Origin of the sequence: Klebsiella sp. Shm-1, assembly GCF_040804525.1 — a bacterium.
GTDB classification, from domain to species: domain Bacteria; phylum Pseudomonadota; class Gammaproteobacteria; order Enterobacterales; family Enterobacteriaceae; genus Klebsiella; species Klebsiella pneumoniae.
The window spans coordinates 3,702,023-3,724,199 of record NZ_CP161823.1; the positions used below are offsets into that span (position 1 = coordinate 3,702,023).

The following is a 22,177-nucleotide window of genomic DNA, read 5'->3' on the forward strand; positions in this document are numbered from 1 at the left end:
CGCCGCTGGTCTGGTCATGGAGCAGATCGGTAAACGTTTTGCCAGCGTCACCGCGCTTAATGCGGTTACCCTGCGCCTCAATCCGGGGGAGATTCATGGCCTGATTGGCGAGAACGGCGCCGGTAAATCGACGCTGATCAAGATCCTCGCCGGTGTGTATCAGGCCGACAGCGGCAGCGCCACCCTCGACGGTCACCCGCTGCCCCTCGGCAATCCGGCAGCCATCGAAGCCGCCGGCATCCGCGTTATCCACCAGGAGCTGAACCTGATCCCGCACTTTACCGTCGCGGAATCGGTGTTCCTGGGCCAGGAGTATCGCACCCGCTGGGGGGCGCTGGATCGCCGACGGATGAAGGCCGCCACGGCGCAATTTTTCCAGCAAAACTGGCAGCTGGCGATCGACCCCGAACGGTTGGTGCGCGACCTGAGCCTGGCCGAGCGCAAGCTGGTGCAGATTGCCCGCGCGCTGATCGACGGCGCAGCGCGGCTGGTGGTGTTCGACGAACCCACAGCCCCCCTGGAGGCGCAGGAGGCCAGTCTGGTCTCCTCCGCTATCCTGCGCCTGCGCGACCAGGGCATTGCCATTCTGTATATTTCCCACTACCTCAATGAGATAGCCACCCTCTGCGACCGCGGCACCGTGCTGCGCAACGGGGAAGTGGTCGGCTACCCGGACCGCGACCTGCTGCAGAATACCGAAGCGCTGATCGCCATGATGGTCGGCCGGGAAATCGACCAGCTGTATACTCCGCGCCAGCGCCCGGCGGCAGACAATGGGGCGACCCCGCTGCTCTCGGTGCGCCAGCTGAGCGACGGGCGGCAGCTGCAGGATCTTTCTTTTGATATTCAGCCGGGCGAAATCGTCGGCGTCGCCGGCCTGCTGGGCGCCGGACGCGATGTGCTGGTCGACTTACTCTACGGCTTACGCCCGGCGGAACGCGGCACCATCCACCTCGAGGGCCGGCCGCGGCGCATTCGTACGCCGAAGCAGGCGATCCGCGCCGGCATGGCGCTGGTGCCACGCGACCGCCGCCATCAGGGGCTGATCCTGCCCTTCACCACCGCCGACAATATTAATCTCGCCTCGCTGCCGGAGACCGCCACCTTTGGCTGGGAGCGGCGGGGTATCGCCGAGCAGAAAGCGCGCGACTGGATAGAACAGCTGGCAATCCGCCCGGGACGCCCGGGGCTGCCGGTACGCTACATGAGCGGCGGCAACCAGCAAAAAGCGATCCTCGCCCGCTGGCTGGGGACCGATGCCCGGCTGTTTATTCTCGATGAACCCACCCTGGGGGTCGATATCGGCGCCCGCCGGGATATTTATCAACGTACGCGCCAGCTGGCCGATCAAGGACGGGCGGTGCTGGTCTCCTCCAGCGACGCCCCCGAACTGCTCGGACTATGCGACCGGATCCTGGTCCTCTGGCGCGGCGCGCTGGCGGCCAATCTGCCCACCCGCGGGCTAACGCTGGACGCCCTACTGGTGGCGATCAACGGCGGACAGGAGCCTTCACCATGAGTACTGCTATCCAGCGTCGCGGCCGTCCGGGCCTGGCGACGCTGATTGAAAAATTTCCCCTGATCCTGTTTCTGGCGCTGCTGGTATGGCTGAGCGTACAGTCGCCCTACTTTCTCAGCTGGCAAAATATCAGCCTGATGCTGGTCCAGAGCGTTCCGCTGGCAATCCTTTGTTTCGGCCTGGTCTGCGTTATCGCCGTGGGCGGAGATGACGTGGTCTCCGGCGGCATCGACCTCTCCCTGCCGGCGACGGCGGTGCTCGGCGTCGCGCTGCTCAGCCTCGGGCTGGCCGAATGGCACACGCCGTATCTCCTGCTGCTGGCGCTACTGGCGGCGGTTTGCCTGCTGTGCGGGGCGATCAACGGCTTGCTGGTGCTGGCGGCCGGCCTGCCGCCGCTGCTGGCCACCCTCTCGACCTCGGTGGCGTTTACCGGCCTGACAGATCTGTTGACCGGCCAGCGACGCATCGCGGTCAGCGATCCGCTGATGGTCGCTTTTCGCGATAACAGCGTGCTGGGCCTGCCCTGGCCGCTGATCTATCTGCTGGGGGTGTTTATCCTGTTCCAGTTCCTGCTCCACCACTCCCGCTTCGGCCAGCATGTGCAGGCGGTGGGCGGCAACCGCGATATGGCGCAGATGAGCGGCCTGAACGTGCGCCGCTTGACCCTGCTGGTCTGGCTGTTAGCGGGCATTGCCGCCGGGCTGGCTATTCTGCCGCTGCTCAGCCAGGGCTCCGGCAGCTCCAGCGGGACGGCCACGCCGCTGCTGCTGGAGACCGTGCTGGCGACCTTTATCGGCGCCGCCTTCTCGCGCCGTCGGGTGGTCACCATCTGGGGCGCGCTGCTGGGGGCAATCCTGGTCAACGCCCTCTCTAACGGGCTCGGCCTGCTGGGGGTCAATATCTTCTGGATGGGCGCCATTAAAGGCGGCCTGATCCTGGTGGTGCTGGCGGCCTCGGCGGTCAGACACAAAGGAGGCGAGGCATGAGTCAAATCACCCTGAAAACCTCTGCGTCGGCGGAACAGACGGCCAGCAGCCCGCTGGCCTGGCTGTCGCGGGCCGGATTTGGCGTCATCACCCTGCTGGCCATCGCCCTGTTTGGCTGGGCGAATCCGGTATTTTTAACCGTGGATAACTGGGCCAACCTGCTGCAGGGCAGCGCGATCCTGCTGATTGTGGCGATGGCGATGACCCTGATCGTCAGCGCCGGGGCGATTGATCTGTCGGTGGGCGTCGCGCTCGATTTCGGCGCCGCCTTCGCCCTCGTCGCCCTGAAAACCTGGCATCTGCCGTGGCAGGCCGCGGTGGGCTGCGCTCTGCTCGGCGGCGTGCTGATTGGCCTGCTCAATGCCTTTCTGATCCTCATCTGCCGGATCCGCCCCTTCCTCGCCACGCTCGGCACCTGGTTTATCGCCAGCAGCGCCGAGCGCATCTATACCGACGGCGGCGGCGCGATAGCCTATCGGCGGATGGCTCCGGAGTATCACGACCTGGCGGTGGGCAACCTTGGTGGGATCCCCACGCCGGTAGCGATCGTGCTGGCGCTGTGGCTGGCGGCCTGGCTGGTTACCGAGCGCACCCTGTGGGGCAAATATGTCCGCGCCATCGGCCAGAACAGCGAAGCGGCGCGTATCGCCGGGATCCGCGATCGCCTGACCATGCTCGGCGTGCTGGTGACCGCCTCGGCGCTCTGCGCCGTCGGCGGGGTGATCCTCTCCGCCAACCTGCGGCAGTTTACCCCGCTGGCCGGGCAGTCTTACCTGATGGACGCCATTGCGGCAGTATTTATCGGCACTGCCTTTAACCGTCTGGGCCGGGTCAGCATCCTCGGCACCCTCGGCGGCGTGCTGTTCCTTGCCATTATTGATAACGGCCTGAACCTGATGGGGCTCAATTATCTGGTGAAGGACGCGCTGGTCGGCGTGATTCTGGTGGTGGCCCTCGCCCTATCCTTCTGGCAGGCGCGCCTGCGCCAAACGCATCGCTAAACGGGAGAACGATGGCAACCTTTGACGCCGTATTTGTCGGCCTGACTATTCTGGATATCGCCGGGCGCCCGGTGGTGGCGATCCCGCCGCGCGGCGGCGTCGCCTTTATTGAGCAAATTCGTCTCAACCCCGCCGGCACCGCCGCCGGGGCTAATATCAACGCCGCGAAGCTCGGGATCCGCACCGCAGCGGTGGCCTGCCTGGGCGAAGATGAAAAGGCCGACTTTATCCTCGCCAGCTATGCCCGGCTGGGCATCGACTGCTCGCTTATCCAGCGCACCGCGCTGAAGGAGACCTCGGCGACGATCCTGCCGATTCGCCCCAACGGCGAACGTCCGGCCCTGCACTGCCGGGGCGCGTCTGACGCCCTGTTTGTCAGTGAAGCGGAATTTGACGCCGTCCTTGACTGTCGTTTCCTGCATCACGGCGGGACCGGGCTGCTGGCGGCAATGGACCAGGGACAGAGCGCGCGGCTGTTGCAGGCGGCCAAAGCGCGCGGAGTCACCACCAGCTTTGACCTTATCGCCCCGAATGAAGAGACCCTCGAACTACTGCGGCCCCTGTTGCCGTCGGTGGATTATTTCATGCCTTCGCTGGAGGAAGCCGCCTTTCTCTCCGGAGAGACGCAGCCGGAGGCCATCGGCCACTTCTTCCTGGCGCTCGGCGTGGGCACCTGCATTCTGAAAGACGGCGAGAACGGCTCCTGGCTTATCGGCCGCGATGGCGGGCCGCAGCATATTGCGCCGTGGCCGGTCGAGGCGGTGGATACCACCGGCTGCGGCGACAGCTACTGCGGCGGGTTTATTGCCGCACTGGCGCGCGGACTCAGCGTGAAAGCAGCGTGTGACGTCGCCTCGGCGGTGGCCGCGCTGGTGGCGACCGGGATGGGATCGGATGCCGGGGTAGTGGACTGGGAACAGACCCAGGCTTTTATGGCGGCCCATCGCCCCTGACGATGGACCCGCGCCGCTGCAGAATGCGGCGGCGCAAGCGGCTTAACGCCACTGGTACAGCAGCGGCTCCCCGGCGACATAGCGCTGAAGATCGGCGGCAATCATCGCCGTGTGTTTGGCGATACTCTCCCGGGTGGCTCCGGCGATATGCGGCGTGATAATCACGTTATCGAACTCGATGACAAAAGGATGATCGCGCCACAGCGGTTCGCGGTGATACACATCCAGCGCCGCGCCGCCCAGCGGGCCGTGGCGCAGGGCATCAATCAGCGCTGCCTCGTCGACCACCGCCGCGCGAGAGGTATTGATCAGCAGCGCGCCGGGCTTCATGCTGTTTAACAGCGCGGCATTCACCAGCCCGTCGCTGTGCGGCCCGCTGCTCAGGTGCAGGCTGACGATATCCGCCTCGCGGAACAGCGCCTCCAGGGTCGTTTTCTGTAGCCCTGGCTCATTGATATCCTCTGCGGCGACGAACGGATCCACCACCAACACCGCCATGCCGAACGCCCGGGCGATACGCGCCACCCGGCGGCCAATGTTGCCATACCCCACCAGCCCCAGCGTTTTATTGCGCAGTTCAGTGCCTTTAAACACTTCATAGGGACTTTCCGGGCTCACGTCCCAGACCACATCCCGCCGCAGACCCTGCTGGGTGGCGGCGGCGGCATTGTCAGCCTGCGTGAATTCCCCCCGCTTCAGCGCCGCATGGGATTGCGGAATATGGCGCGCCAGGCTGAGCATCAGGCCAAGCGTCAGCTCCGCGGCGGCATCGGCATTGCGCCCCGGGGTGTAGAGCACCCGGATGCCGCGCGCCTGGGCGGCCTGGGTATCAATATTCACCGGATTCGCGCGGGTGCAGGCGATTACCTGCAGGCGCGGACAGGCGGCCATCACCGCGTCCGTCACCTCATCATAGCTGGTCACCAGCACCTCGGCGTCGTGGGCCAGCTCAATCAGCTGACCGGCGCTGAGTTTCGGTTTGCCCAGCGCCCACCCCTCCACCAGCAGCTCGCCCAGCTGGTGGAAGGCGCTAAGGTCGCCAGCATGCTCGGCGGTAAAAACGATTTTCATGGTTGTAGGTCCTGAGAAAGAGGTTGAAGGGCGGCCTGTCTGGCCTGCCATACCGGCAGCATCTGCTCGCGCAGCAGGCGGTAAACGGGATACAGCGCCGCGTAGCGGGCATGCGCCTGAGGGCGCGGCTGATAGCGGGTCTGCGCCAGCGGAGGCGTCTCGGCCAGCGCCGCGACGCTACGGGCCGCCAGGATCGCCGCGCCGCGTGCGCTCAGTTCGTTAAAGGCGCTGGAGACCACCGTGCGTCCGGTACAGTCGGCGATAATCTGCAGCCAGGTCGCCGAGGCTGCGCCGCCGCCGGTCAGATACAGCTCGCCGCCCTGCGGATAACCCTGCAGCGCATCGACAATGGCGAAGGCCAGGCCTTCAAACACCGCGCGCTGCAGTTGGGCGCGGGTGGTGTGCGGGCTAATGCCGAAAAAGCCGGCCCGCGCGTCCGGGCTGTAAAACGGCGCACGTTCGCCATTGAGGTACGGCTGCCAGAAGACGCCGCCGCTGCCTGGCTCCACCGCCGCGATCGCCTGCTCCAGGCGCCCCAGATCGGCGTCCAGCGAAATATGCTGCTGCAGCCAGTCAATGTTTGGCGTACCGGCCTGCATCGGAAACAGGGAGATCACCTGTCCGGCTTCGGTATGGGTGACAAAGCGCGTCGCCTCGTTCACCGTCTGCGGGCCGCGGCAGACGATCCCGGTGCAGCAGGTGGTGCCGAGGATCGTGTAGATATCCCCTTCGTTGACCGCGCCGCAGCCCAGCGCGGCGCTACAGACATCCAGCGCCCCGGCGGCCACCGGCGTCGCGGCGGGCAGCCCGGTCAGCGCCGCCACCGCGTCGCTCAGCGTGCCGGCCAGGGCATCCGGGGCCAGCAGCGGGGGAAACAGCGGCAGCAGTTCGTTCAGCCCCATCTCGTTCATCACCACCGAGGACCAGCTGCCGGTCTGCTGATTGAGTAACGAGCTGCTGGCGTCCGTCAGCTCCAGCGCCGCCACGCCGGTCAGGCGAAAGCGGATCCAGTCCTTGGCGAAAAACAGATAGCGCGCGGCCGCCAGCCGCGCCGGCTGATACTGTTTCAGCCAGTACAGCTGCAGGCTGGTATTGCAGGGCTGCAGGTGGGTGCCGGTATCGGCGAAATAGCGGCGGTCGAAGCCGGGTCGGCGCAGCAGGTCGCTCATCAGCTCGTGGCTGCGGGTATCGCTCCACAGGATCCCCGGGCCCACCGGTTCGCCCTGCTCATCGCTGAGCCAGACCCCCTCCCCTTGCCCGGCGAGGCCGATAGCCCGCAGCCGCCCCGCCTGCAGCGCCGGGTGGCGGGCAATCTGGCGCAGAATAGCCAGCACCGAATGCCACAGCTGGGTCATATCCTGTTCCGCGTAGCCATTGGCCGACAGGCGGGGTGAGGTGTTTTCCGCGGCGCTGGCGCAGGCGGTGAAATGCTGATCAAACAGCACCGCTTTCACCCGCGAGGTGCCAATATCGATACCAAGATAAAAATCCATACCTGCTCCGGCTCAGGGCTCGTAGCGGCGGCGCATCAGCTCGCACTCGAACAGGAACTCCAGCCCCTCCAGTTGACGGCGGGCCTCCTGAATATCTTTCCCCCAGCAGGTCAGGCCGTGGCCGCGCAGCAGAAAGCCGTAGCGCAGCGGGCGCGTTTGCGCATAATCGGCAATCCGCGCCGCCAGGGCGTCAATATCCTGGTCATTATCGAAGATGGCGATCGGAACGGTATCGAGATGGCTATGCTGCCCGCTAAGGGTTTTCTGCATTTCATACCCCTGCAGCGCCAGCGTGTCGCTTTTTTCGATGCGCGACAGCACAGTGGCGTTGACGGTATGCACATGCAGCACCACGTTGGCTTCCGGGAACAGGCGATACACCAGGGTGTGCAGACCGGTCTCGGCCGACGGCTTCCGTCCGGAAGGCGCCTGGTTGGTGGCGATCTCAACCTGCAGAAAATCCTCGGTTGTCAGGCTGCCTTTGTCGCGGCCCGACTCGCTTAGCCAGCACCAGGTATCATCCTGACGCACCGACATATTGCCGCCGGTCGCCGGCGCCCAGCCTTTCGCGCCGATCCAATGACAGGTGGTGACCAGTTGCGCGAGTCTTTCTTGCCACATAGCAGTTCCTTAGGTTAGCGATGATTTATTTAGCCGTCTAAATGGCTATTTATCCGATACTAACACCGCTAACCGGAGGGGACAATATTTCAGGAAACACACACAAGACAAATGGTTATATCATAAAAGCATATTAAATAACCTTTATTCACAGTGATTTAACCAACCGTTTTCAGTACACCACTATTCTCCACTACTCTCTGGCCAAAAACAGGCGGATCGTCCTGGCTAAAATTCTCCTCCGGCGCCAGGGATGCGCTCACCGCCCTACTCTGCCCTGGACTGGTGCAAAACCTGGCAGGATGCACAGTAGAATGGCATTACCCCTCCGGGATCCTTCAATAACTGTGCATGTTGCACACCGCGCGCTATTCCCCGTGCCCGGTTTTTCCTGGCACATCTCTTGCTACTTCCGGCTATCACCGCCCATCTACCAGCCAGAGGTTCCAGGATGTCAAACAGCAATGATTTTCCCCTCGTCGAAGCGCCCGCCGCCGGACGCAAAGGCGTATTTTCCATCGCCATGGTGTTGTTCAGCTTTACCTTTTTCACCGGCACGATGTTCGCCGGCGGTAAACTCGGCGTCTCCTTTTCCATCGTCAATCTGCTGTGGATAGCCGTCATCGGCAACGCCTTGCTGGCCCTCTATGCCGCGTCGCTGGGCTGGATCGCCGCGCGCAGCGGCCTGAATACGGTGCTGATGGGCCGGTTCTGCTTCGGGGAGATTGGCAGCAAGCTGGCCGATTTTATTCTTGGCTTTGCCGAGCTGGGCTGGTACGCCTGGGGCACCGCCACGGTCGCTATCTCGTTGGTGAAGATCCTCGCTCTGCCCGAGGCGCTGACCCAGCCGTTGATGGTGCTGTTTGGCATTTTGTTCTGTGTCACCGCGCTGGTGGGCTACAAGGGACTGGACGCGCTGTCGCGCCTGTCGGTGCCATTGATGTTTGTGCTGCTGATGGTCTCCATGTATCTGGCGCTGCACCACGCCGGCGGCTGGCAGGCGATGACCCGTATTGCGCCGAGCGACACCATGAGCTGGTCGGCGGCCATCACCATGGTCTTCGGCACTTTCGCCAGCGGCGCCACCCAGGCGACAAACTGGACCCGGCTGGCCAACTCCAGCCGGACCGCCATTCTCGCCAGCATGGGCAGCTTCCTCATCGGCAACGGGCTGATGATCGTCGCCGGCGCCTGGTGCGCTATCGTCTATCAACAGGCCGATATCGTTGAAGTGCTGATCCTGCAGGGGCTGTCGGTGGCCGCGGTGATCATGCTCTGTCTCAACCTGCTGACCATCCAGGGCCCCACCATCTATAACGTCTCCGCCGCCGCCTGCCATCTGCTGCGCAGCGAACGTCGCCGGACGCTGACCCTCGCCGCCGCCGGGGTGGGCATTGTGCTGGCCATTGGCGGGATGTACGAAATGCTGATCCCCTTCCTCGTGCTGCTGGGCAGTATTATTCCGCCCATCGGCGGGGTGATCCTCGCCGACTACTGGTTCGCCCGCGGCGGGCGCTATCCCCTGCTGCAGAACGCCCGCCTGCCGCGTTTTAACTGGCTGGGACTCGGCGCCTACGCCGCCGGCGCGGTGGTGGCCTATCTTTCGCCGTGGATCGCGCCGCTGGTGGGGATCTCCGTTTCCGCGCTGGTCTATATCGCCCTGACTCTGCTAAGCAAACGCCAGCCTGCCGCCGTCGCGGAGCAGGAGCCATGAGCCTGACGGTCAGCGAACTGCTGGCCCTTGAGGGACTCTCCGCCCTGCGTCTGCGGGCGGGAAAGCAAGGGCTGCAGCGGGCCGTACGCTGGTACTACGTGGCGGAAAATGAACATATCGCCGAGTGGATCATGGGCGGCGAGCTGGTGTTTATCACCGGCATCAACCATCCCCGGGATGAAGCCAACCTGATCCAGTTGCTGATGGAGGGCAAACAGCGCGGCATCGCCGGGATGGTGATCCTCACCGGCGAGGCCTATATCCACGCCATTCCCGCCACGCTGATCGCCCTTGCCGACGAGCTGGGCATGCCGCTGATCGAGCAGCCCTACCTGCTGAAGATGGTGATTGTCACCGAGCGCATCGGCACCGCGCTGGTCCGCAGCGAAAACGTCCTGCAGTCGCAGCGCGACATTCTGATGCAGCTGGTCACCGGCGACTATCCGGACCTGCAGATGCTCCATCAGCGCGCCCTGCACCAGCAGCTCGATTTTACCCGTCCGCTGCGGCTGGCGGCGCTGCGTCTGGAGGGGTTGTCCCGCCTGTTTCGCCAGTTCCCGCCCGAGCAGGCCGAAGCCTGGCTGCTGCAGGCCCACCGCAGCGTGCGTCAGCAGCTGCAGCAGCAGCTCAACCAGCAGGGCAATTCCTTTCCGCTGCTGGAGCGCAGCAACATGTTCCTTTTCCTGCTGCCGGATGAGGAGGGGGAAGGCTTTCAGCAGAAAAAATGGCTACAGCAGTGGCTGCAGGCGCTGGCGGACGGAGAGGAGAGTTTGTCGCTGCTCTGCGGCCTCTCCGCGCCGGTCAGGCAGTTGCAGGGCTACCCGCGGGCGCTGTCGCAGGCGCGCCAGGCGCTGGATCTGTGCGATACCCTGCGGCCAACCCAGCGCATCAGCGACTATCAGCAGCTGGGGTTTATCAAACTGCTGTCCGCGGTCAGCGACCCGGCGCTGCTCAACGATTTTATGCACGACACCCTCGGCTGCCTGATCGAGCCGGGCCGTAAAGCGCCGTGGCTGCTGCTGGAGACCCTCGAGACGCTGCTGCAGGAGAACGGCAACGTGGTGCGGGCCGCCGACCGGCTGGGTCTCCATCGCAACACGTTGCATCAGCGCATCCAGCGCATTGAAAAACTGACCGGCTACCCGGTCAGCCACCCTCAGTTTCATCTCAACGCCTCGGTCGCGCTGGTGATCTGGCGTTTATCGCAAAACCATTTACAGGACCCACCATGAAAATTATTAACGCTCGCCTGCGCCGCCAGGAGGCGCTGTTTACTCTTGACCTGCAGGACGGGATGATTCACCGCATCACCGCCCAGGCCGCGATGCAGACTGCCGACGCAGGGGATATCGACGCCCAGGGCCGGCTGGCGATCCCGCCCTTCGTCGAGCCGCATATCCATCTTGACGCCACCCTCACCGCGGGCGAGCCGGAGTGGAACCGCAGCGGCACCCTGTTTGAAGGCATCACCCGCTGGAGCCAGCGCAAAGCGAGCATTACCCCGGAGGACACCCGCCAGCGGGCGCTGAAAACCATCGGCATGCTGCGCGACTTCGGCGTCCAGCACGTCCGCACCCATGTGGATGTCACCGATCCGTCGCTGTCGGCCCTGCAGGCGCTGCTGGCGGTGAAACAAGAGGCCGCCGATCTCATCGATCTGCAGATTGTCGCCTTTCCGCAGGAGGGAATCGAATCGTATCCCAACGGCCGGGAGCTGATGACGCGCGCCATCGAGATGGGCGCCGACGTGGTGGGCGGCATTCCGCACTATGAGAACACCCGCGACAAAGGGGTCAGCTCGGTGATGTTTTTGATGGACCTCGCCCAGCGTTACGGCCGCCTGGTGGATGTCCACTGCGATGAAATCGACGATCCGCAGTCGCGTTTCCTCGAAGTGCTAGCGGAAGAGGCGCGGGTGCGCGGCATGGGGGCGCAGGTCACCGCCAGCCACACCTGCGCGATGGGCTCTTATGATAACGCCTACTGCTCAAAGCTGTTTCGCCTGCTGAAAGCCTCGGGGATCAACTTCATCTCCTGCCCGACCGAAAGCATTCATCTGCAGGGCCGGTTTGACAGCTGGCCGAAACGGCGCGGCGTCACCCGGGTGGCGGAGCTGGATCGCGCCGGCATCAATGTCTGCTTTGCTCAGGACTCGATTCAGGATCCGTGGTATCCGTTGGGAAACGGCAATATCCTGCGCATTCTGGATGCCGGACTGCACATCTGCCATATGCTCGGCTATGACGATCTGCAGCGCTGTCTCGACTTTGTCACCGACAACAGCGCCCGGGCGCTGTGTCTGGGCGATAACTACGGCCTCGCCGAAGGCCGCCCGGCGAACCTGCTGATCCTCGATGCGGAAAACGACTACGAGGCCGTCCGTCGTCAGGCACGGGTGCTGACCTCCATTCGCCACGGCAGGGTGATTTTGCAGCGTGAGGTGGAGCACATCCGCTACCCGGCATAGGGCGCAAGGCGCTGCGCGACGACGCCTTTCTGTGATACCTTTTCAGGCAGTGTGCGTGACCGACGCCCGCCCGGGCGTCGGCCTCCTGGAAAACAGACGGCGCGAAACGACGATGAGCGATAAAAAATGGATTAAGGCCGAGGACGTGGCCAGACTGGCCGGGGTCTCGCGCTCGGCGGTCTCCCGCACCTTCACCCCCGGCGCCTCGGTGTCGGAGAAGACCCGGCAGAAGGTGCTGAGCGCCGCGGAAGCCCTGGGCTATCAGGTGAATATCATCGCCCGGACGATGATCACCGGCAGCAGTAATTTTATCGGCATCGTCACCGCCGGTTTCGACAACCCGTTTCGCAGCAAACTGCTGGCGCCGCTGGTCCATCAGCTGGCGCTCAATGGCTTTATGCCGCTGCTGATGAACGCTGACGATCCGCAGCAGCTCGCCCCCTCGCTTAAACAACTGCTGAGCTATCACGTCGCCGGGGTGATCATCACCTCCGGCGCGCCGCCGCTGTCGCTGGCGGAAGAGTATCTGGCGCGCAAGATCCCCGTCACCCTGATCAACCGCCATGCGGACCTCGCCGGCTGCGACCGGGTGTGCAGCGATAACGCCCAGGGAGCGAAGCTGGTGGCGGATCTGTTCAGCCGCCGAGGCTGGCGGCAGGTTGGCTTTATTGGCGAAAATCGCGAGAACTTCAGCACCCGCCAGCGCTATGAGGCTTTTATCGCCCGGACGTCGGATATGGCGGTGAGCAGCCGCTTCTGCGACAGCGGCGGCTATCAAGCCGGCTACCAGGCTGCCAGAGAATTGGTTGCTGAAAACCCCGGGATGCAGGCGCTGTTTTGCGCCACCGATATGCTGGCGCTGGGCGCCCAGGACGGCCTGCGGGACGCCGCCGCCCCGCTGCCGGCCATCGTCGGCTTTGACGATATCCCGCAGGCGGACTGGCAGCCCTATCAGCTCACCACCGTTCAGCAGAATACCGCCCTGCTGGCCCACCACGCGGTGGATTTGTTAATGACGCGGATCGCCCGCTTCAGCCTGCCCTCGCGCCATCGCGAAGTGCCGGTGAAACTAATCATTCGTCATAGTGCGAAATGAAAAAATCATTTTATGCTGGAGCGATCACAGAATCTTCTGCGAAACCCGGCCACACTCATTCGGCCCTTCGGGGCTGTTTTTTTCACGCAAAATGCACACGTGTGCAAAATAGGGAGTCACTATGCAATCTCAGGAATCAGAAGCGCTACAGGCCCGCTACCGTCTGGCCTGCGAGCTGGCGAAAGCGGGGGCTGAGCTGGCGTTTGAATACTATCAACAGCGCGAGGCGCTGACCGTCGACCATAAGGGCGACGACCTGCAGGATGTGGTCAGCGTGGCCGATAAGCGGGTGGAGGCCTTTGTCAAACAGCGCATTCAGAGCGCGTTTCCGGAGGATGGTTTTCTCGGCGAAGAGAGCGGCGCCCGCCTGCCCGACGCGCGAGTGCTGTGGGTGGTCGACCCCATCGATGGCACCAGCTGTTTCCTCAACGGCCTGCACACCTGGTGCCTGTCGCTGGCGATCGTCGCCGACGGCGAACCGGTCATCGGCGTGGTCTACGACCCCAACCATCGCGAGCTGTTTCACGCCCTGCGGGGCCATGGCGCCTGGCTCAACGACGCTCCGATCCGTCCGCACCCCGCGACGACGGTCAAAGAGGGCGTGATGGGCGTCGGCACCTCGCATCGCGTCACCCCGGCGGACTTTCTGCCGTTTCTGCAGGCGCTGCTCAGCGACGGCGGCATGTTTATCCGCAACGGCTCCGGGGCGTTGATGAGCGCCTGGGCGGCGGCGGGCCGGTTGATTGGCTACTACGAGCCGCACATGAACCCGTGGGACGCCCTGCCGGGGCTGGTGCTGATGCGCGAAGCGGGCGGCGCCAGCAACGATTTTCTGGCGCAGGAGGGGATCCAGCGCGGCAATCCGCTGCTGCTGGCCAGCCCAACGCTCTACCCGCAGCTGAAAAAGATGATCCCACAACCATTACATTAACCCTTACGGGTCAGGCTATTTCTGATTATGTACTCTACACAGTAACGATAACTTCATTCACGGACGAACCACATCAATCAGTCAGGCCTCCGACCTGCGGAGAACCACCTATGTCTGGAATTATCGCTTTTTTCCGGGCGTCGCCGCCGAAAGCGGGCGCCGCGTTTGATGAACACCGTTTTCGCCGGGTGCGCTGGCAAACCTTCATCGCCATGACCCTGGCCTACGTCACCTTTTACGTCTGCCGGTTATCCTTCACCGTCGCCAAAAGCGCGCTGGTGGAGCTGGGGATCACCCCGACGGAGCTCGGCATGATCGGCTCTACCCTGTTCTTCAGCTACGCCATCGGCAAACTGGTCAATGGTTTTATCGCCGATCACGCCAACGTGGTGCGCTATATGAGCCTCGGTTTATTGCTCAGCGCCGGGATGAACCTGATGATGGGGATGACCACCAACGCCCTGCTGCTGGCCATCTTCTGGGGGATCAACGGTTGGGCGCAGTCGATGGGCGTCGGCCCCTGCGCGGTCTCGCTGGCGCGCTGGTACGGCGTTAAGGAGCGCGGCACCTTCTATGGCATCTGGTCGACGGCGCATAATATCGGCGAGGCGGTGACCTATATGGTGATCGCCGCGGTGATCGCCGGGTTTGGCTGGCAGATGGGCTACCTGTCCACCGCCGCGCTCGGCGCCGCCGGCGTGGTGCTGCTGGTGCTGTTCATGCACGATTCGCCGCAGAGCAGCGGCTTCCCGTCCATCAACGTCATCCGCGATGAACCGCAGGAGGAGGTCGAAGCCCGCGGCTCGGTGTTTAAAAACCAGCTGCTGGCGCTGCGCAACCCGGCGCTGTGGACCCTCGCCCTCGCCTCCGCCTTTATGTACATCGACCGCTACGCCGTCAACTCATGGGGGATCTTCTTTCTGGAGCAGGATAAAGCTTATTCCACCCTGGAGGCGTCCGGGATTATCGGCGTCAACGCTATCGCCGGCATCGCCGGGACCATCATCGCCGGCATGCTCTCCGACCGCTTTTTCCCGCGCAACCGCAGCGTGATGGCCGGATTCATCAGCCTGCTGAACACCGCCGGCTTCGCCCTGATGCTCTGGTCGCCGCACAATTACTACACTGATATTCTGGCGATGATTATCTTCGGGGCCACCATTGGCGCTCTGACCTGCTTCCTCGGCGGGCTGATCGCCGTCGATATCTCTTCGCGCAAGGCCGCCGGGGCCGCGCTCGGCACCATCGGCATCGCCAGCTACGCCGGCGCCGGCCTGGGCGAGTTTCTCACCGGGATCATTATTGATAAAACGGCTATCCTTGAAAACGGCAAAACGCTGTATGATTTCAGCACGTTGGCGATGTTCTGGGTGGGTACCGGTCTGGGTTCCGCGCTACTCTGTTTTACCACTGCCGCCATCGTCGCCCGGCGCCATGCCGTCGAACGGCAGACCTCGTTCTCCTCATAACCGATTAACGAATAAGGAAGAAGATATGATGCCTGCAAGACATCAGGGGCTGTTACGCCTGTTTATCGCCTGCGCACTGCCGCTGCTGGCGCTGCAATCTGCCGCCGCCGCGGACTGGCAGCTGGAGAAAGTGGTCGAGCTCAGCCGCCACGGTATTCGTCCGCCGACGGCCGGCAACCGGGAAGCCATTGAGGCCGCCACCGGCCGACCGTGGACCGAGTGGACCACCCATGACGGGGAGCTCACCGGCCATGGCTATGCCGCCGTGGTCAACAAAGGGCGTGCGGAAGGCCAGCATTACCGCCAGCTCGGCCTGCTGCAGGCCGGATGCCCGACGGCGGAGTCGATATACGTGCGCGCCAGCCCGCTGCAGCGGACGCGAGCGACCGCCCAGGCGCTGGTGGATGGCGCCTTCCCCGGCTGCGGCGTCGCTATCCATTATGTCAGCGGGGATGCCGATCCCCTGTTTCAGACCGACAAGTTCGCCGCCACGCAAACCGACCCCGCCCGCCAGCTGGCGGCGGTGAAAGAGAAGGCCGGGGATCTGGCGCAGCGTCGGCAGGCGCTGGCGCCGACCATCCAGCTATTGAAACAGGCGGTTTGTCAGGCCGATAAGCCCTGCCCGATCTTCGATACCCCGTGGCAGGTCGAGCAGAGCAAAAGTGGGAAGACCACCATTAGCGGACTGAGCGTGATGGCCAATATGGTGGAGACGCTGCGTCTCGGCTGGAGTGAAAACCTGCCTCTCAGCCAGCTGGCGTGGGGCAAGATCACCCAGGCCAGGCAGATCACCGCCCTGCTGCCGCTGTTAACGGAAAACTACGATCTGAGTAACGATGTGTTGTATACCGCGCAAAAACGCGGGTCGGTGCTGCTCAACGCTATGCTCGATGGCGTCAAACCGGAGGCGAATCCGAACGTACGCTGGCTGCTGCTGGTGGCCCATGACACCAACATCGCCATGGTACGCACGCTGATGAACTTTAGCTGGCAGCTGCCGGGCTACAGCCGGGGAAATATCCCGCCGGGCAGTAGCCTGGTGCTGGAGCGCTGGCGCAACGCGAAGAGCGGAGAACGCTATCTGCGGGTCTATTTCCAGGCCCAGGGCCTCGACGACCTGCGTCGTCTGCAGACGCCGGACGCGCAGCACCCGATGCTGCGTCAGGAGTGGCGTCAGCCGGGCTGCCGTCAGACCGACGTTGGTACGCTGTGTCCCTTCCAGGCGGCCATCACCGCGCTGGGTCAGCGTATCGACCGGTCATCCGCCCCGGCGGTAGCCATGGTCCTGCCGTAGCGGCGCGGTGTTTGTCCGGGCCCGGGAAAACCTTTTTTCCAGGCCCGGCACGACGTCCGTTATCCGTTGTCCGGCGCAAACGCCCCGGCGGCGACCTGCGCCGGGGTGACCACCCCGCTGTCCAGCACCCAGCCGCTTATCAGCCCAGCAGGCGTGACGTCGAACGCCGGATTGTAAACGGCGGCCCCCGTCGGCGCCCACTGTACCGCGCCGAAGCTGCCCGCCACTCCGGTCACTTCCGCCGCCGCGCGCTGCTCAATGGGGATCGCCGCCCCGTTCGGGCAATGGCGGTCGAGGGTGGTCTGCGGGGCAGCGACGTAAAACGGGATCTGGTGATAATGGGCCAAAACCGCCAGAGAATAGGTGCCGATTTTATTCGCCACGTCGCCGTTGGCGGCGATACGGTCGGCGCCGACCCACACCGCATCCACCTGCCCCTGCGCCATCAGGCTGGCGGCCATTGAATCGGCGATCAGCTGATAGGGCACGCCCAGCTCGCCCAGCTCCCAGGCGGTTAAACGACCGCCCTGCAGCAGCGGCCGGGTTTCATCAACCCATACGTTGGTCACTTTTCCCTGCCGGTGCGCCAGCGCGATAACCCCCAGGGCGGTCCCTACCCCGGCGGTCGCCAGGCCACCGGTGTTGCAGTGGGTCAGCAGTCGACTGCCGGGCTTCACCAGCGCACTGCCCGCCTCAGCGATGCGGTCGCACAGCTGTTTATCTTCTTCGACCAGACGCAAGGCTTCCGCTTCCAGCGCCTGCGGGTAATCCTCCCGGGCCAGCGCCTGCTTCATGCGATCCAGATTATTCATCAGGTTGACCGCTGTCGGCCGCGCCGCGCGCAGCGTCTCCAGCGCCTGCTGGAGTGCATCCCGGTTCAGGCCGCGCTGGGCCAGCAGGGCCAGCAGCAGGCTGGCGGACAGGCCAATCAGCGGCGCGCCGCGCACCCGCAGGGTATGAATATGGTCCACCAGCAGCGCAACGTTATCCGCCGCCAGCCAGCGTTTTTCCTGCGGCAAGGCCTGCTGGTCGAGAATAAAAAGCTGATTTTCACTCACCCGCAGGCTGGTGGTCTGTAATGTCTGCATGTCGTTAAATCCCTGTTGCGTTGTTGTATCACATTGTGTCAGGATGGAATCCAGAAGTATAGACGTCTGAACGGCTTAATCAGAATTCGAGGATCGAGGCAATGTCGCAATACCATACCTTCACCGCCCACGATGCCGTGGCTTACGCGCAACAGTTCGCCGGCATCGACAACCCATCTGAGCTGGTCAGCGCGCAGGAAGTGGGCGATGGCAACCTCAATCTGGTGTTTAAAGTGTTCGATCGTCAGGGCGTCAGCCGGGCGATCGTCAAACAGGCCCTGCCCTACGTGCGCTGCGTCGGCGAAACCTGGCCGCTGACCCTCGACCGCGCCCGTCTCGAAGCGCAGACCCTGGTCGCCCACTATCAGCACAGCCCGCAGCACACGGTAAAAATCCATCACTTTGATCCCGAGCTGGCGGTGATGGTGATGGAAGATCTTTCCGACCACCGCATCTGGCGCGGAGAGCTTATCGCTAACGTCTACTATCCCCAGGCGGCCCGCCAGCTTGGCGACTATCTGGCGCAGGTGTTGTTCCACACCAGCGATTTCTACCTCCATCCCCACGAGAAAAAGGCGCAGGTGGCGCAGTTTATTAACCCGGCGATGTGCGAGATCACCGAGGATCTGTTCTTTAACGACCCGTATCAGATCCACGAGCGCAATAACTACCCGGCGGAGCTGGAGGCCGATGTCGCCGCCCTGCGCGACGACGCCCAGCTTAAGCTGGCGGTGGCGGCGCTGAAGCACCGTTTCTTTGCCCATGCGGAAGCGCTGCTGCACGGCGATATCCACAGCGGGTCGATCTTCGTTGCCGAAGGCAGCCTGAAGGCCATCGACGCCGAGTTCGGCTACTTCGGCCCCATCGGCTTCGATATCGGCACCGCCATCGGCAACCTGCTGCTGAACTACTGCGGCCTGCCGGGCCAGCTCGGCATTCGCGATGCCGCCGCCGCGCGCGAGCAGCGGCTGAACGACATCCACCAGCTGTGGACCACCTTCGCCGAGCGCTTCCAGGCGCTGGCGGCGGAGAAAACCCGCGACGCGGCGCTGGCTTACCCCGGCTACGCCTCCGCCTTTCTGAAGAAAGTCTGGGCGGACGCGGTCGGCTTCTGCGGCAGCGAACTGATCCGCCGCAGCGTCGGACTGTCGCACGTCGCGGATATCGACACTATCCAGGACGACGCCATGCGTCATGAGTGCCTGCGCCACGCCATTACCCTGGGCAGAGCGCTGATCGTGCTGGCCGAGCGTATCGACAGCGTCGACGAGCTGCTGGCGCGGGTACGCCAGTACAGCTGAATGCGCCTGTTTCCCTCACCCCAACCCTCTCCCACAGGGAGAGGGAGCCCCCCCTAAAAAAGTGCTATTTTCGGGGATTGCCCGGCGGCGCTGCTGGACTGCACCCCAAAAGTTGGACACCCAACTGAGTAAGGTGCAATTTTATGGCTAAACCAAAGTATTCCCCTGAAACAAAACTGGCTGTGGTTAATCATTATTTGTCCGGTAAAGACGGAGAACAGAGTACAGCCGACCTTTTTGGTATTGAAAGAACATCTGTCCGTCGCTGGGTCAGGGCATGGCAGTTCCACGGTGCAGAAGGCCTGACTGCAAAAAATAATCATTATTCCGATGAATTTAAACTCGTGGTCGTCCGGGCGGTTATCAGTGACCGCCTGACGATGCGTGAAGCGGCTGCCCGGTTTAATCTCTCCGCAGAAATACTTGTCCGGCGCTGGCTCGACGTGTACAACGATGCCGGAGCGGAAGGTCTTTTAAACATGCAATGCGGACGGCCCGGACAAATGACAAAGCCAAAAAATATCCCACCACTGACAGATAAAGAGCTGGAAAAACTCTCCCCCGAAGAGCTCAGGGCCGAACTGCGTTATCTGCGGGCAGAGAATGCCTATCTAAAAAAGTTGAAAGCCTTGGTTCAGAGCGAAAAAAAAAAAATGGCAAAAAGCCCTGATAATCAGTGAACTAAGGCATGAACACGCTCTGCGGGACCTTCTGCGGGCGGCCGGTATGTCCCGTAGCACGTGGTATTACAATATGAATGCACTGAAGCAAGGGGACAGGTATGCGGGTCTTAAAGAGAACATCAGGAAGATATACCACTATCACAAAGGTCGTTATGGCTACCGCAGGATCACGCTCGCACTGAGAAAACAGGGGCTGCGGATAAACCATAAAACAGTGCAGCGGCTGATGGCAGAACTGTCACTCCGGTCTGTGATAAGGGCGAAAAAATATCGTGCCTGGAAAGGGAGAACGGGCGAGGCCGCGCCCAATATCCTGAGCCGGAATTTCGGTGCGTCAAAAGCCAACGAAAAATGGGTAACAGATGTGACAGAGTTCCCGGTACAGGGAAAAAAGCTTTACCTGTCGTCAGTTCTCGATCTGTTTAACCGGGAGGTTATCGCCTACAGCCTGTCGGAAAGGCCGGTGATGGATGGGTGAATACGATGCTGGACGGTGCGTTCCCGAAGCTCAGACCGGGAGATGCTCCGCTGCTGCACTCGGATCAGGGCTGGCATTACAGGATGAGGAGCTATCAGGAACGTTTAAAGGCGCATGGGATGACGCAGAGTATGTCGCGTAAAGGAAACTGCCTGGATAATGCAGTGATGGAAAACTTCTTCGGGACCCTGAAATCGGAGTGTTTTTATCTGAGGGAGTTCAGGAGTGTCAGTGCGCTAAGAAAAGCCGTAGAGGACTATATCCATTACTACAACAACGAGCGGATAAGCCTGAAATTAAAAGGCCTGAGTCCGGTAGAGTACCGAACCCAGGCTCTGAGAGCCGCTTAATATGAACCATCCAACTTTATGGGGTCAGTCCACTGCGCTTGCCGGGCCTACAGATAGCCGCATAACGGTTTGATCTTGCACTCTTTCGTAGGCCGGGTAAGGCGAAAGCCGCCACCCGGCAGACATCCGAGTACAATAACGAAACAGGGGAGCAACCCCTAAAAAAGTGCCATTTTCTGAGATTGCCCGGCGGCGCTGCGCTTGCGCGGGCCTACAGATAGCCGCATAACGGTTTGATCTTGCACTCTTTCGTAGGCCGGGTAAGGCGAAAGCCGCCACCCGGCAGACATGCGAGTACAATTTTGCGTTTACCTTACCCTCACCCCAGATACTCAATCACCGATAGCCCGCCGTTGTAATCGGTGCTGTAGATAATGCCTTGCGCATCGACAAACACGTCACAGGACTGGATCACCCGCGGGCGGCCGGGACGGGTATCCATCATTCTCTCAGGCGCAGCCGGGACCAGCGCCCCGGTCTCCAGCGGGCGATACGGGTTGGAAATATCGTAAGCCCGCACGCCGGCATTCTGATACGTGGCAAAAATCAGCGTTGAGCTGACAAAGCTGCCGGGACGATTCTCATGCAGGTTATGCGGGCCGAAATGCGCCCCTTTCGCCACGTAATCCGCTTCGTCCGGCGGCGGGAAGGTGGCGATGCTCACCGGGTTGGTTGGCTCGCGGATATCAAACAGCCAGATCAGCTTCTCGCCGTCCTCCTGGTTGTCGAGCACCGCTTCATCCAGCACCACCAGCAGGTCACGATCCGGCAGCGGCAGCGCGGTATGCGTTCCGCCGCCGAACGGCGGGCTCCAGTTGCGATGACTAATCAGCCTCGGCTGGGTACGGTCTTTGACATCCAGCAGCGTCAGGCCGCCGTCGCGCCAGCTGCCGTAGGCGGTATCCCCGGCAATAATGGCGTGATGCAGCGCATAGCGTTTGCCCTGCGGCCAGTCCGGTGTTTCACCGCCCGCCTGGTGCATCCCCGGCAGCCACCAGCGCCCGGCTACTTCGGGCTTACGCGGATCGGCCAGATCGATGGTCAGGAAGATGTAGTCGGTAAAACCGTCGATCAGCGCGGACACATACGCCCAGCGCCCGCCGACGTACCAGATGCGGTGAATACCGATGCCGTTAAGCGACAGGAAACTGATTTCCCGCGGCTGCGCGGGAGTGGAAATATCAAAGATGCGCAGCCCGGCGCTCCAGCCCCTGTCCTGCACATCGCTGACCGTGTCACCCACCGAGCGGGTGTAGTACACCTTCTCATCAGCAAAACGGGCGTCAGCAAACAGATCCCGGGCGTTGATCACCAGCAGCAGATCGTCATGCGCCTGCAGATGCACGTTCCAGGTGCCCGGCGGCGCGGCAATATAGTTGACGGTGGTGGGCCGGGTCGGATCGCGAACATCGACCACGGAAAAACCCTGCGACACCATATGGCCGATATAGGCGAATCCGCGGTGCACCATCAGCTGCACGCCGTCCGGACGACCGCCCTGATCGCTATGGCCAATCAGCCGCATATTGCGGCTGTATTCGGGGGAAGGTAATGCTGACATAGGGGATCCCTCTCGCCCGGTGGCATGGTTTTCCCCCTCTCCCTGCGGAGAGGGCCGGGGTGAGGGCACCAGGCCGCCACCCACCGCCACCCGGCTTGATT

Annotated in this window: 17 protein-coding genes and 1 pseudogene; 13 read left to right on the plus strand and 5 right to left on the minus strand. The window is 62.8% G+C overall.

Going from position 1 to position 22,177, the window contains the following annotated elements; all coding sequences use genetic code 11:
• The first annotated feature begins 16 nt into the window (after positions 1 to 16).
• Genes AB1E37_RS18300 through AB1E37_RS18315 form a run of 4 tightly spaced genes read left to right on the plus strand, consistent with a single transcriptional unit; the run spans position 17 to position 4,459 of the window.
• On the plus strand, positions 17 to 1,519 hold the full coding sequence (locus AB1E37_RS18300; RefSeq protein WP_021441413.1) for a sugar ABC transporter ATP-binding protein: 1,503 nt from the start codon (positions 17 to 19) through the stop codon (positions 1,517 to 1,519).
• Entirely contained in the window at positions 1,516 to 2,505 is a 990-nt protein-coding gene (locus AB1E37_RS18305) for an ABC transporter permease (RefSeq protein ID WP_032411831.1), read from the plus strand. Before AB1E37_RS18300 ends, AB1E37_RS18305 begins: the two co-directional genes overlap by 4 nt.
• Positions 2,502 to 3,506, plus strand: a complete 1,005-nt coding sequence (locus tag AB1E37_RS18310) for an ABC transporter permease (RefSeq protein WP_020802201.1) — start codon at positions 2,502 to 2,504, stop codon at positions 3,504 to 3,506. The genes AB1E37_RS18305 and AB1E37_RS18310 overlap by 4 nt, the downstream gene beginning before the upstream one ends.
• 11 nt (positions 3,507 to 3,517) lie before the next feature.
• Positions 3,518 to 4,459 (plus strand): carbohydrate kinase family protein, encoded by a 942-nt coding sequence (locus tag AB1E37_RS18315; protein ID WP_022615466.1) that lies wholly within the window; start codon positions 3,518 to 3,520, stop codon positions 4,457 to 4,459.
• 42 nt (positions 4,460 to 4,501) lie between these two features.
• Here AB1E37_RS18315 and AB1E37_RS18320 read toward each other — a convergent pair whose 3' ends face one another.
• From AB1E37_RS18320 to AB1E37_RS18330, 3 genes are read right to left on the minus strand one after another with little or no spacing between them, the layout of a single operon-like run.
• The gene (locus AB1E37_RS18320) at positions 4,502 to 5,530 is read right to left on the minus strand and encodes a 2-hydroxyacid dehydrogenase (RefSeq protein ID WP_004191366.1); all 1,029 of its coding nucleotides are present in this window, start codon (positions 5,528 to 5,530) and stop codon (positions 4,502 to 4,504) included.
• On the minus strand, positions 5,527 to 7,023 hold the full coding sequence (locus AB1E37_RS18325; protein WP_004176893.1) for an FGGY-family carbohydrate kinase: 1,497 nt from the start codon (positions 7,021 to 7,023) through the stop codon (positions 5,527 to 5,529). The genes AB1E37_RS18320 and AB1E37_RS18325 overlap by 4 nt, the downstream gene beginning before the upstream one ends.
• A 12-nt stretch (positions 7,024 to 7,035) precedes the next feature.
• Positions 7,036 to 7,644, minus strand: coding sequence for a methylthioribulose 1-phosphate dehydratase (locus AB1E37_RS18330; protein WP_002894164.1), 609 nt, complete (start codon positions 7,642 to 7,644; stop codon positions 7,036 to 7,038).
• A gap of 451 nt (positions 7,645 to 8,095) precedes the next feature.
• Between AB1E37_RS18330 and codB the strand changes: the two genes are divergently transcribed.
• From codB to AB1E37_RS18365, 7 genes are all read left to right on the plus strand, one after another.
• Positions 8,096 to 9,358 (plus strand): cytosine permease, encoded by a 1,263-nt coding sequence (gene codB / locus AB1E37_RS18335; protein WP_009485210.1) that lies wholly within the window; start codon positions 8,096 to 8,098, stop codon positions 9,356 to 9,358.
• Positions 9,355 to 10,590 (plus strand): PucR family transcriptional regulator ligand-binding domain-containing protein, encoded by a 1,236-nt coding sequence (locus AB1E37_RS18340; RefSeq protein WP_002894159.1) that lies wholly within the window; start codon positions 9,355 to 9,357, stop codon positions 10,588 to 10,590. Before codB ends, AB1E37_RS18340 begins: the two co-directional genes overlap by 4 nt.
• Positions 10,587 to 11,825, plus strand: a complete 1,239-nt coding sequence (codA, locus tag AB1E37_RS18345) for a cytosine deaminase (protein ID WP_032447411.1) — start codon at positions 10,587 to 10,589, stop codon at positions 11,823 to 11,825. The genes AB1E37_RS18340 and codA overlap by 4 nt, the downstream gene beginning before the upstream one ends.
• Before the next feature lie 145 nt (positions 11,826 to 11,970).
• Positions 11,971 to 12,921: a LacI family DNA-binding transcriptional regulator gene (locus AB1E37_RS18350; RefSeq protein WP_072159393.1), complete on the plus strand. Its 951-nt coding sequence runs from the start codon at positions 11,971 to 11,973 to the stop codon at positions 12,919 to 12,921.
• 121 nt (positions 12,922 to 13,042) lie between these two features.
• Positions 13,043 to 13,852: an inositol monophosphatase gene (locus AB1E37_RS18355; protein ID WP_004151655.1), complete on the plus strand. Its 810-nt coding sequence runs from the start codon at positions 13,043 to 13,045 to the stop codon at positions 13,850 to 13,852.
• A gap of 110 nt (positions 13,853 to 13,962) precedes the next feature.
• The gene (locus tag AB1E37_RS18360) at positions 13,963 to 15,321 is read left to right on the plus strand and encodes an MFS transporter (protein WP_025368352.1); all 1,359 of its coding nucleotides are present in this window, start codon (positions 13,963 to 13,965) and stop codon (positions 15,319 to 15,321) included.
• Between the two features lie 25 nt (positions 15,322 to 15,346).
• On the plus strand, positions 15,347 to 16,615 hold the full coding sequence (locus tag AB1E37_RS18365) for a histidine phosphatase family protein (RefSeq protein WP_004176900.1): 1,269 nt from the start codon (positions 15,347 to 15,349) through the stop codon (positions 16,613 to 16,615).
• Between the two features lie 59 nt (positions 16,616 to 16,674).
• Here AB1E37_RS18365 and mtnA read toward each other — a convergent pair whose 3' ends face one another.
• Positions 16,675 to 17,703, minus strand: a complete 1,029-nt coding sequence (mtnA, locus tag AB1E37_RS18370) for an S-methyl-5-thioribose-1-phosphate isomerase (RefSeq protein WP_004183373.1) — start codon at positions 17,701 to 17,703, stop codon at positions 16,675 to 16,677.
• A gap of 101 nt (positions 17,704 to 17,804) precedes the next feature.
• Here mtnA and mtnK point away from each other — a divergent pair, with 101 nt between their 5' ends.
• Both mtnK and AB1E37_RS18380 read left to right on the plus strand, forming a co-directional pair.
• On the plus strand, positions 17,805 to 19,004 hold the full coding sequence (mtnK, locus tag AB1E37_RS18375; RefSeq protein ID WP_032447410.1) for an S-methyl-5-thioribose kinase: 1,200 nt from the start codon (positions 17,805 to 17,807) through the stop codon (positions 19,002 to 19,004).
• A 143-nt stretch (positions 19,005 to 19,147) separates the two neighbouring features.
• A pseudogene (locus AB1E37_RS18380) lies at positions 19,148 to 20,515 on the plus strand (IS3 family transposase).
• Positions 20,516 to 20,834: 319 nt separating this feature from the next.
• Here the strand turns inward: AB1E37_RS18380 and AB1E37_RS18385 are convergent.
• On the minus strand, positions 20,835 to 22,076 hold the full coding sequence (locus tag AB1E37_RS18385; RefSeq protein WP_004178989.1) for an LVIVD repeat-containing protein: 1,242 nt from the start codon (positions 22,074 to 22,076) through the stop codon (positions 20,835 to 20,837).
• Positions 22,077 to 22,177: the final 101 nt, after the last annotated feature.

Coding starts and splice junctions, on each gene's coding strand:
- codA (WP_032447411.1), top strand. CDS start 10,587: ATGAAAATTATTAACGCTCGCCTGCGCCGCCAGGAGGCGCTGTTTACT.
- AB1E37_RS18385 (WP_004178989.1), bottom strand. CDS start 22,076: ATGTCAGCATTACCTTCCCCCGAATACAGCCGCAATATGCGGCTGATT.
- mtnK (WP_032447410.1), top strand. CDS start 17,805: ATGTCGCAATACCATACCTTCACCGCCCACGATGCCGTGGCTTACGCG.
- mtnA (WP_004183373.1), bottom strand. CDS start 17,703: ATGCAGACATTACAGACCACCAGCCTGCGGGTGAGTGAAAATCAGCTT.
- AB1E37_RS18325 (WP_004176893.1), bottom strand. CDS start 7,023: ATGGATTTTTATCTTGGTATCGATATTGGCACCTCGCGGGTGAAAGCG.
- AB1E37_RS18365 (WP_004176900.1), top strand. CDS start 15,347: ATGATGCCTGCAAGACATCAGGGGCTGTTACGCCTGTTTATCGCCTGC.
- AB1E37_RS18315 (WP_022615466.1), top strand. CDS start 3,518: ATGGCAACCTTTGACGCCGTATTTGTCGGCCTGACTATTCTGGATATC.
- AB1E37_RS18355 (WP_004151655.1), top strand. CDS start 13,043: ATGCAATCTCAGGAATCAGAAGCGCTACAGGCCCGCTACCGTCTGGCC.
- AB1E37_RS18360 (WP_025368352.1), top strand. CDS start 13,963: ATGTCTGGAATTATCGCTTTTTTCCGGGCGTCGCCGCCGAAAGCGGGC.
- AB1E37_RS18300 (WP_021441413.1), top strand. CDS start 17: ATGGAGCAGATCGGTAAACGTTTTGCCAGCGTCACCGCGCTTAATGCG.
- AB1E37_RS18330 (WP_002894164.1), bottom strand. CDS start 7,644: ATGTGGCAAGAAAGACTCGCGCAACTGGTCACCACCTGTCATTGGATC.
- AB1E37_RS18305 (WP_032411831.1), top strand. CDS start 1,516: ATGAGTACTGCTATCCAGCGTCGCGGCCGTCCGGGCCTGGCGACGCTG.
- AB1E37_RS18340 (WP_002894159.1), top strand. CDS start 9,355: ATGAGCCTGACGGTCAGCGAACTGCTGGCCCTTGAGGGACTCTCCGCC.
- AB1E37_RS18320 (WP_004191366.1), bottom strand. CDS start 5,530: ATGAAAATCGTTTTTACCGCCGAGCATGCTGGCGACCTTAGCGCCTTC.
- AB1E37_RS18310 (WP_020802201.1), top strand. CDS start 2,502: ATGAGTCAAATCACCCTGAAAACCTCTGCGTCGGCGGAACAGACGGCC.
- codB (WP_009485210.1), top strand. CDS start 8,096: ATGTCAAACAGCAATGATTTTCCCCTCGTCGAAGCGCCCGCCGCCGGA.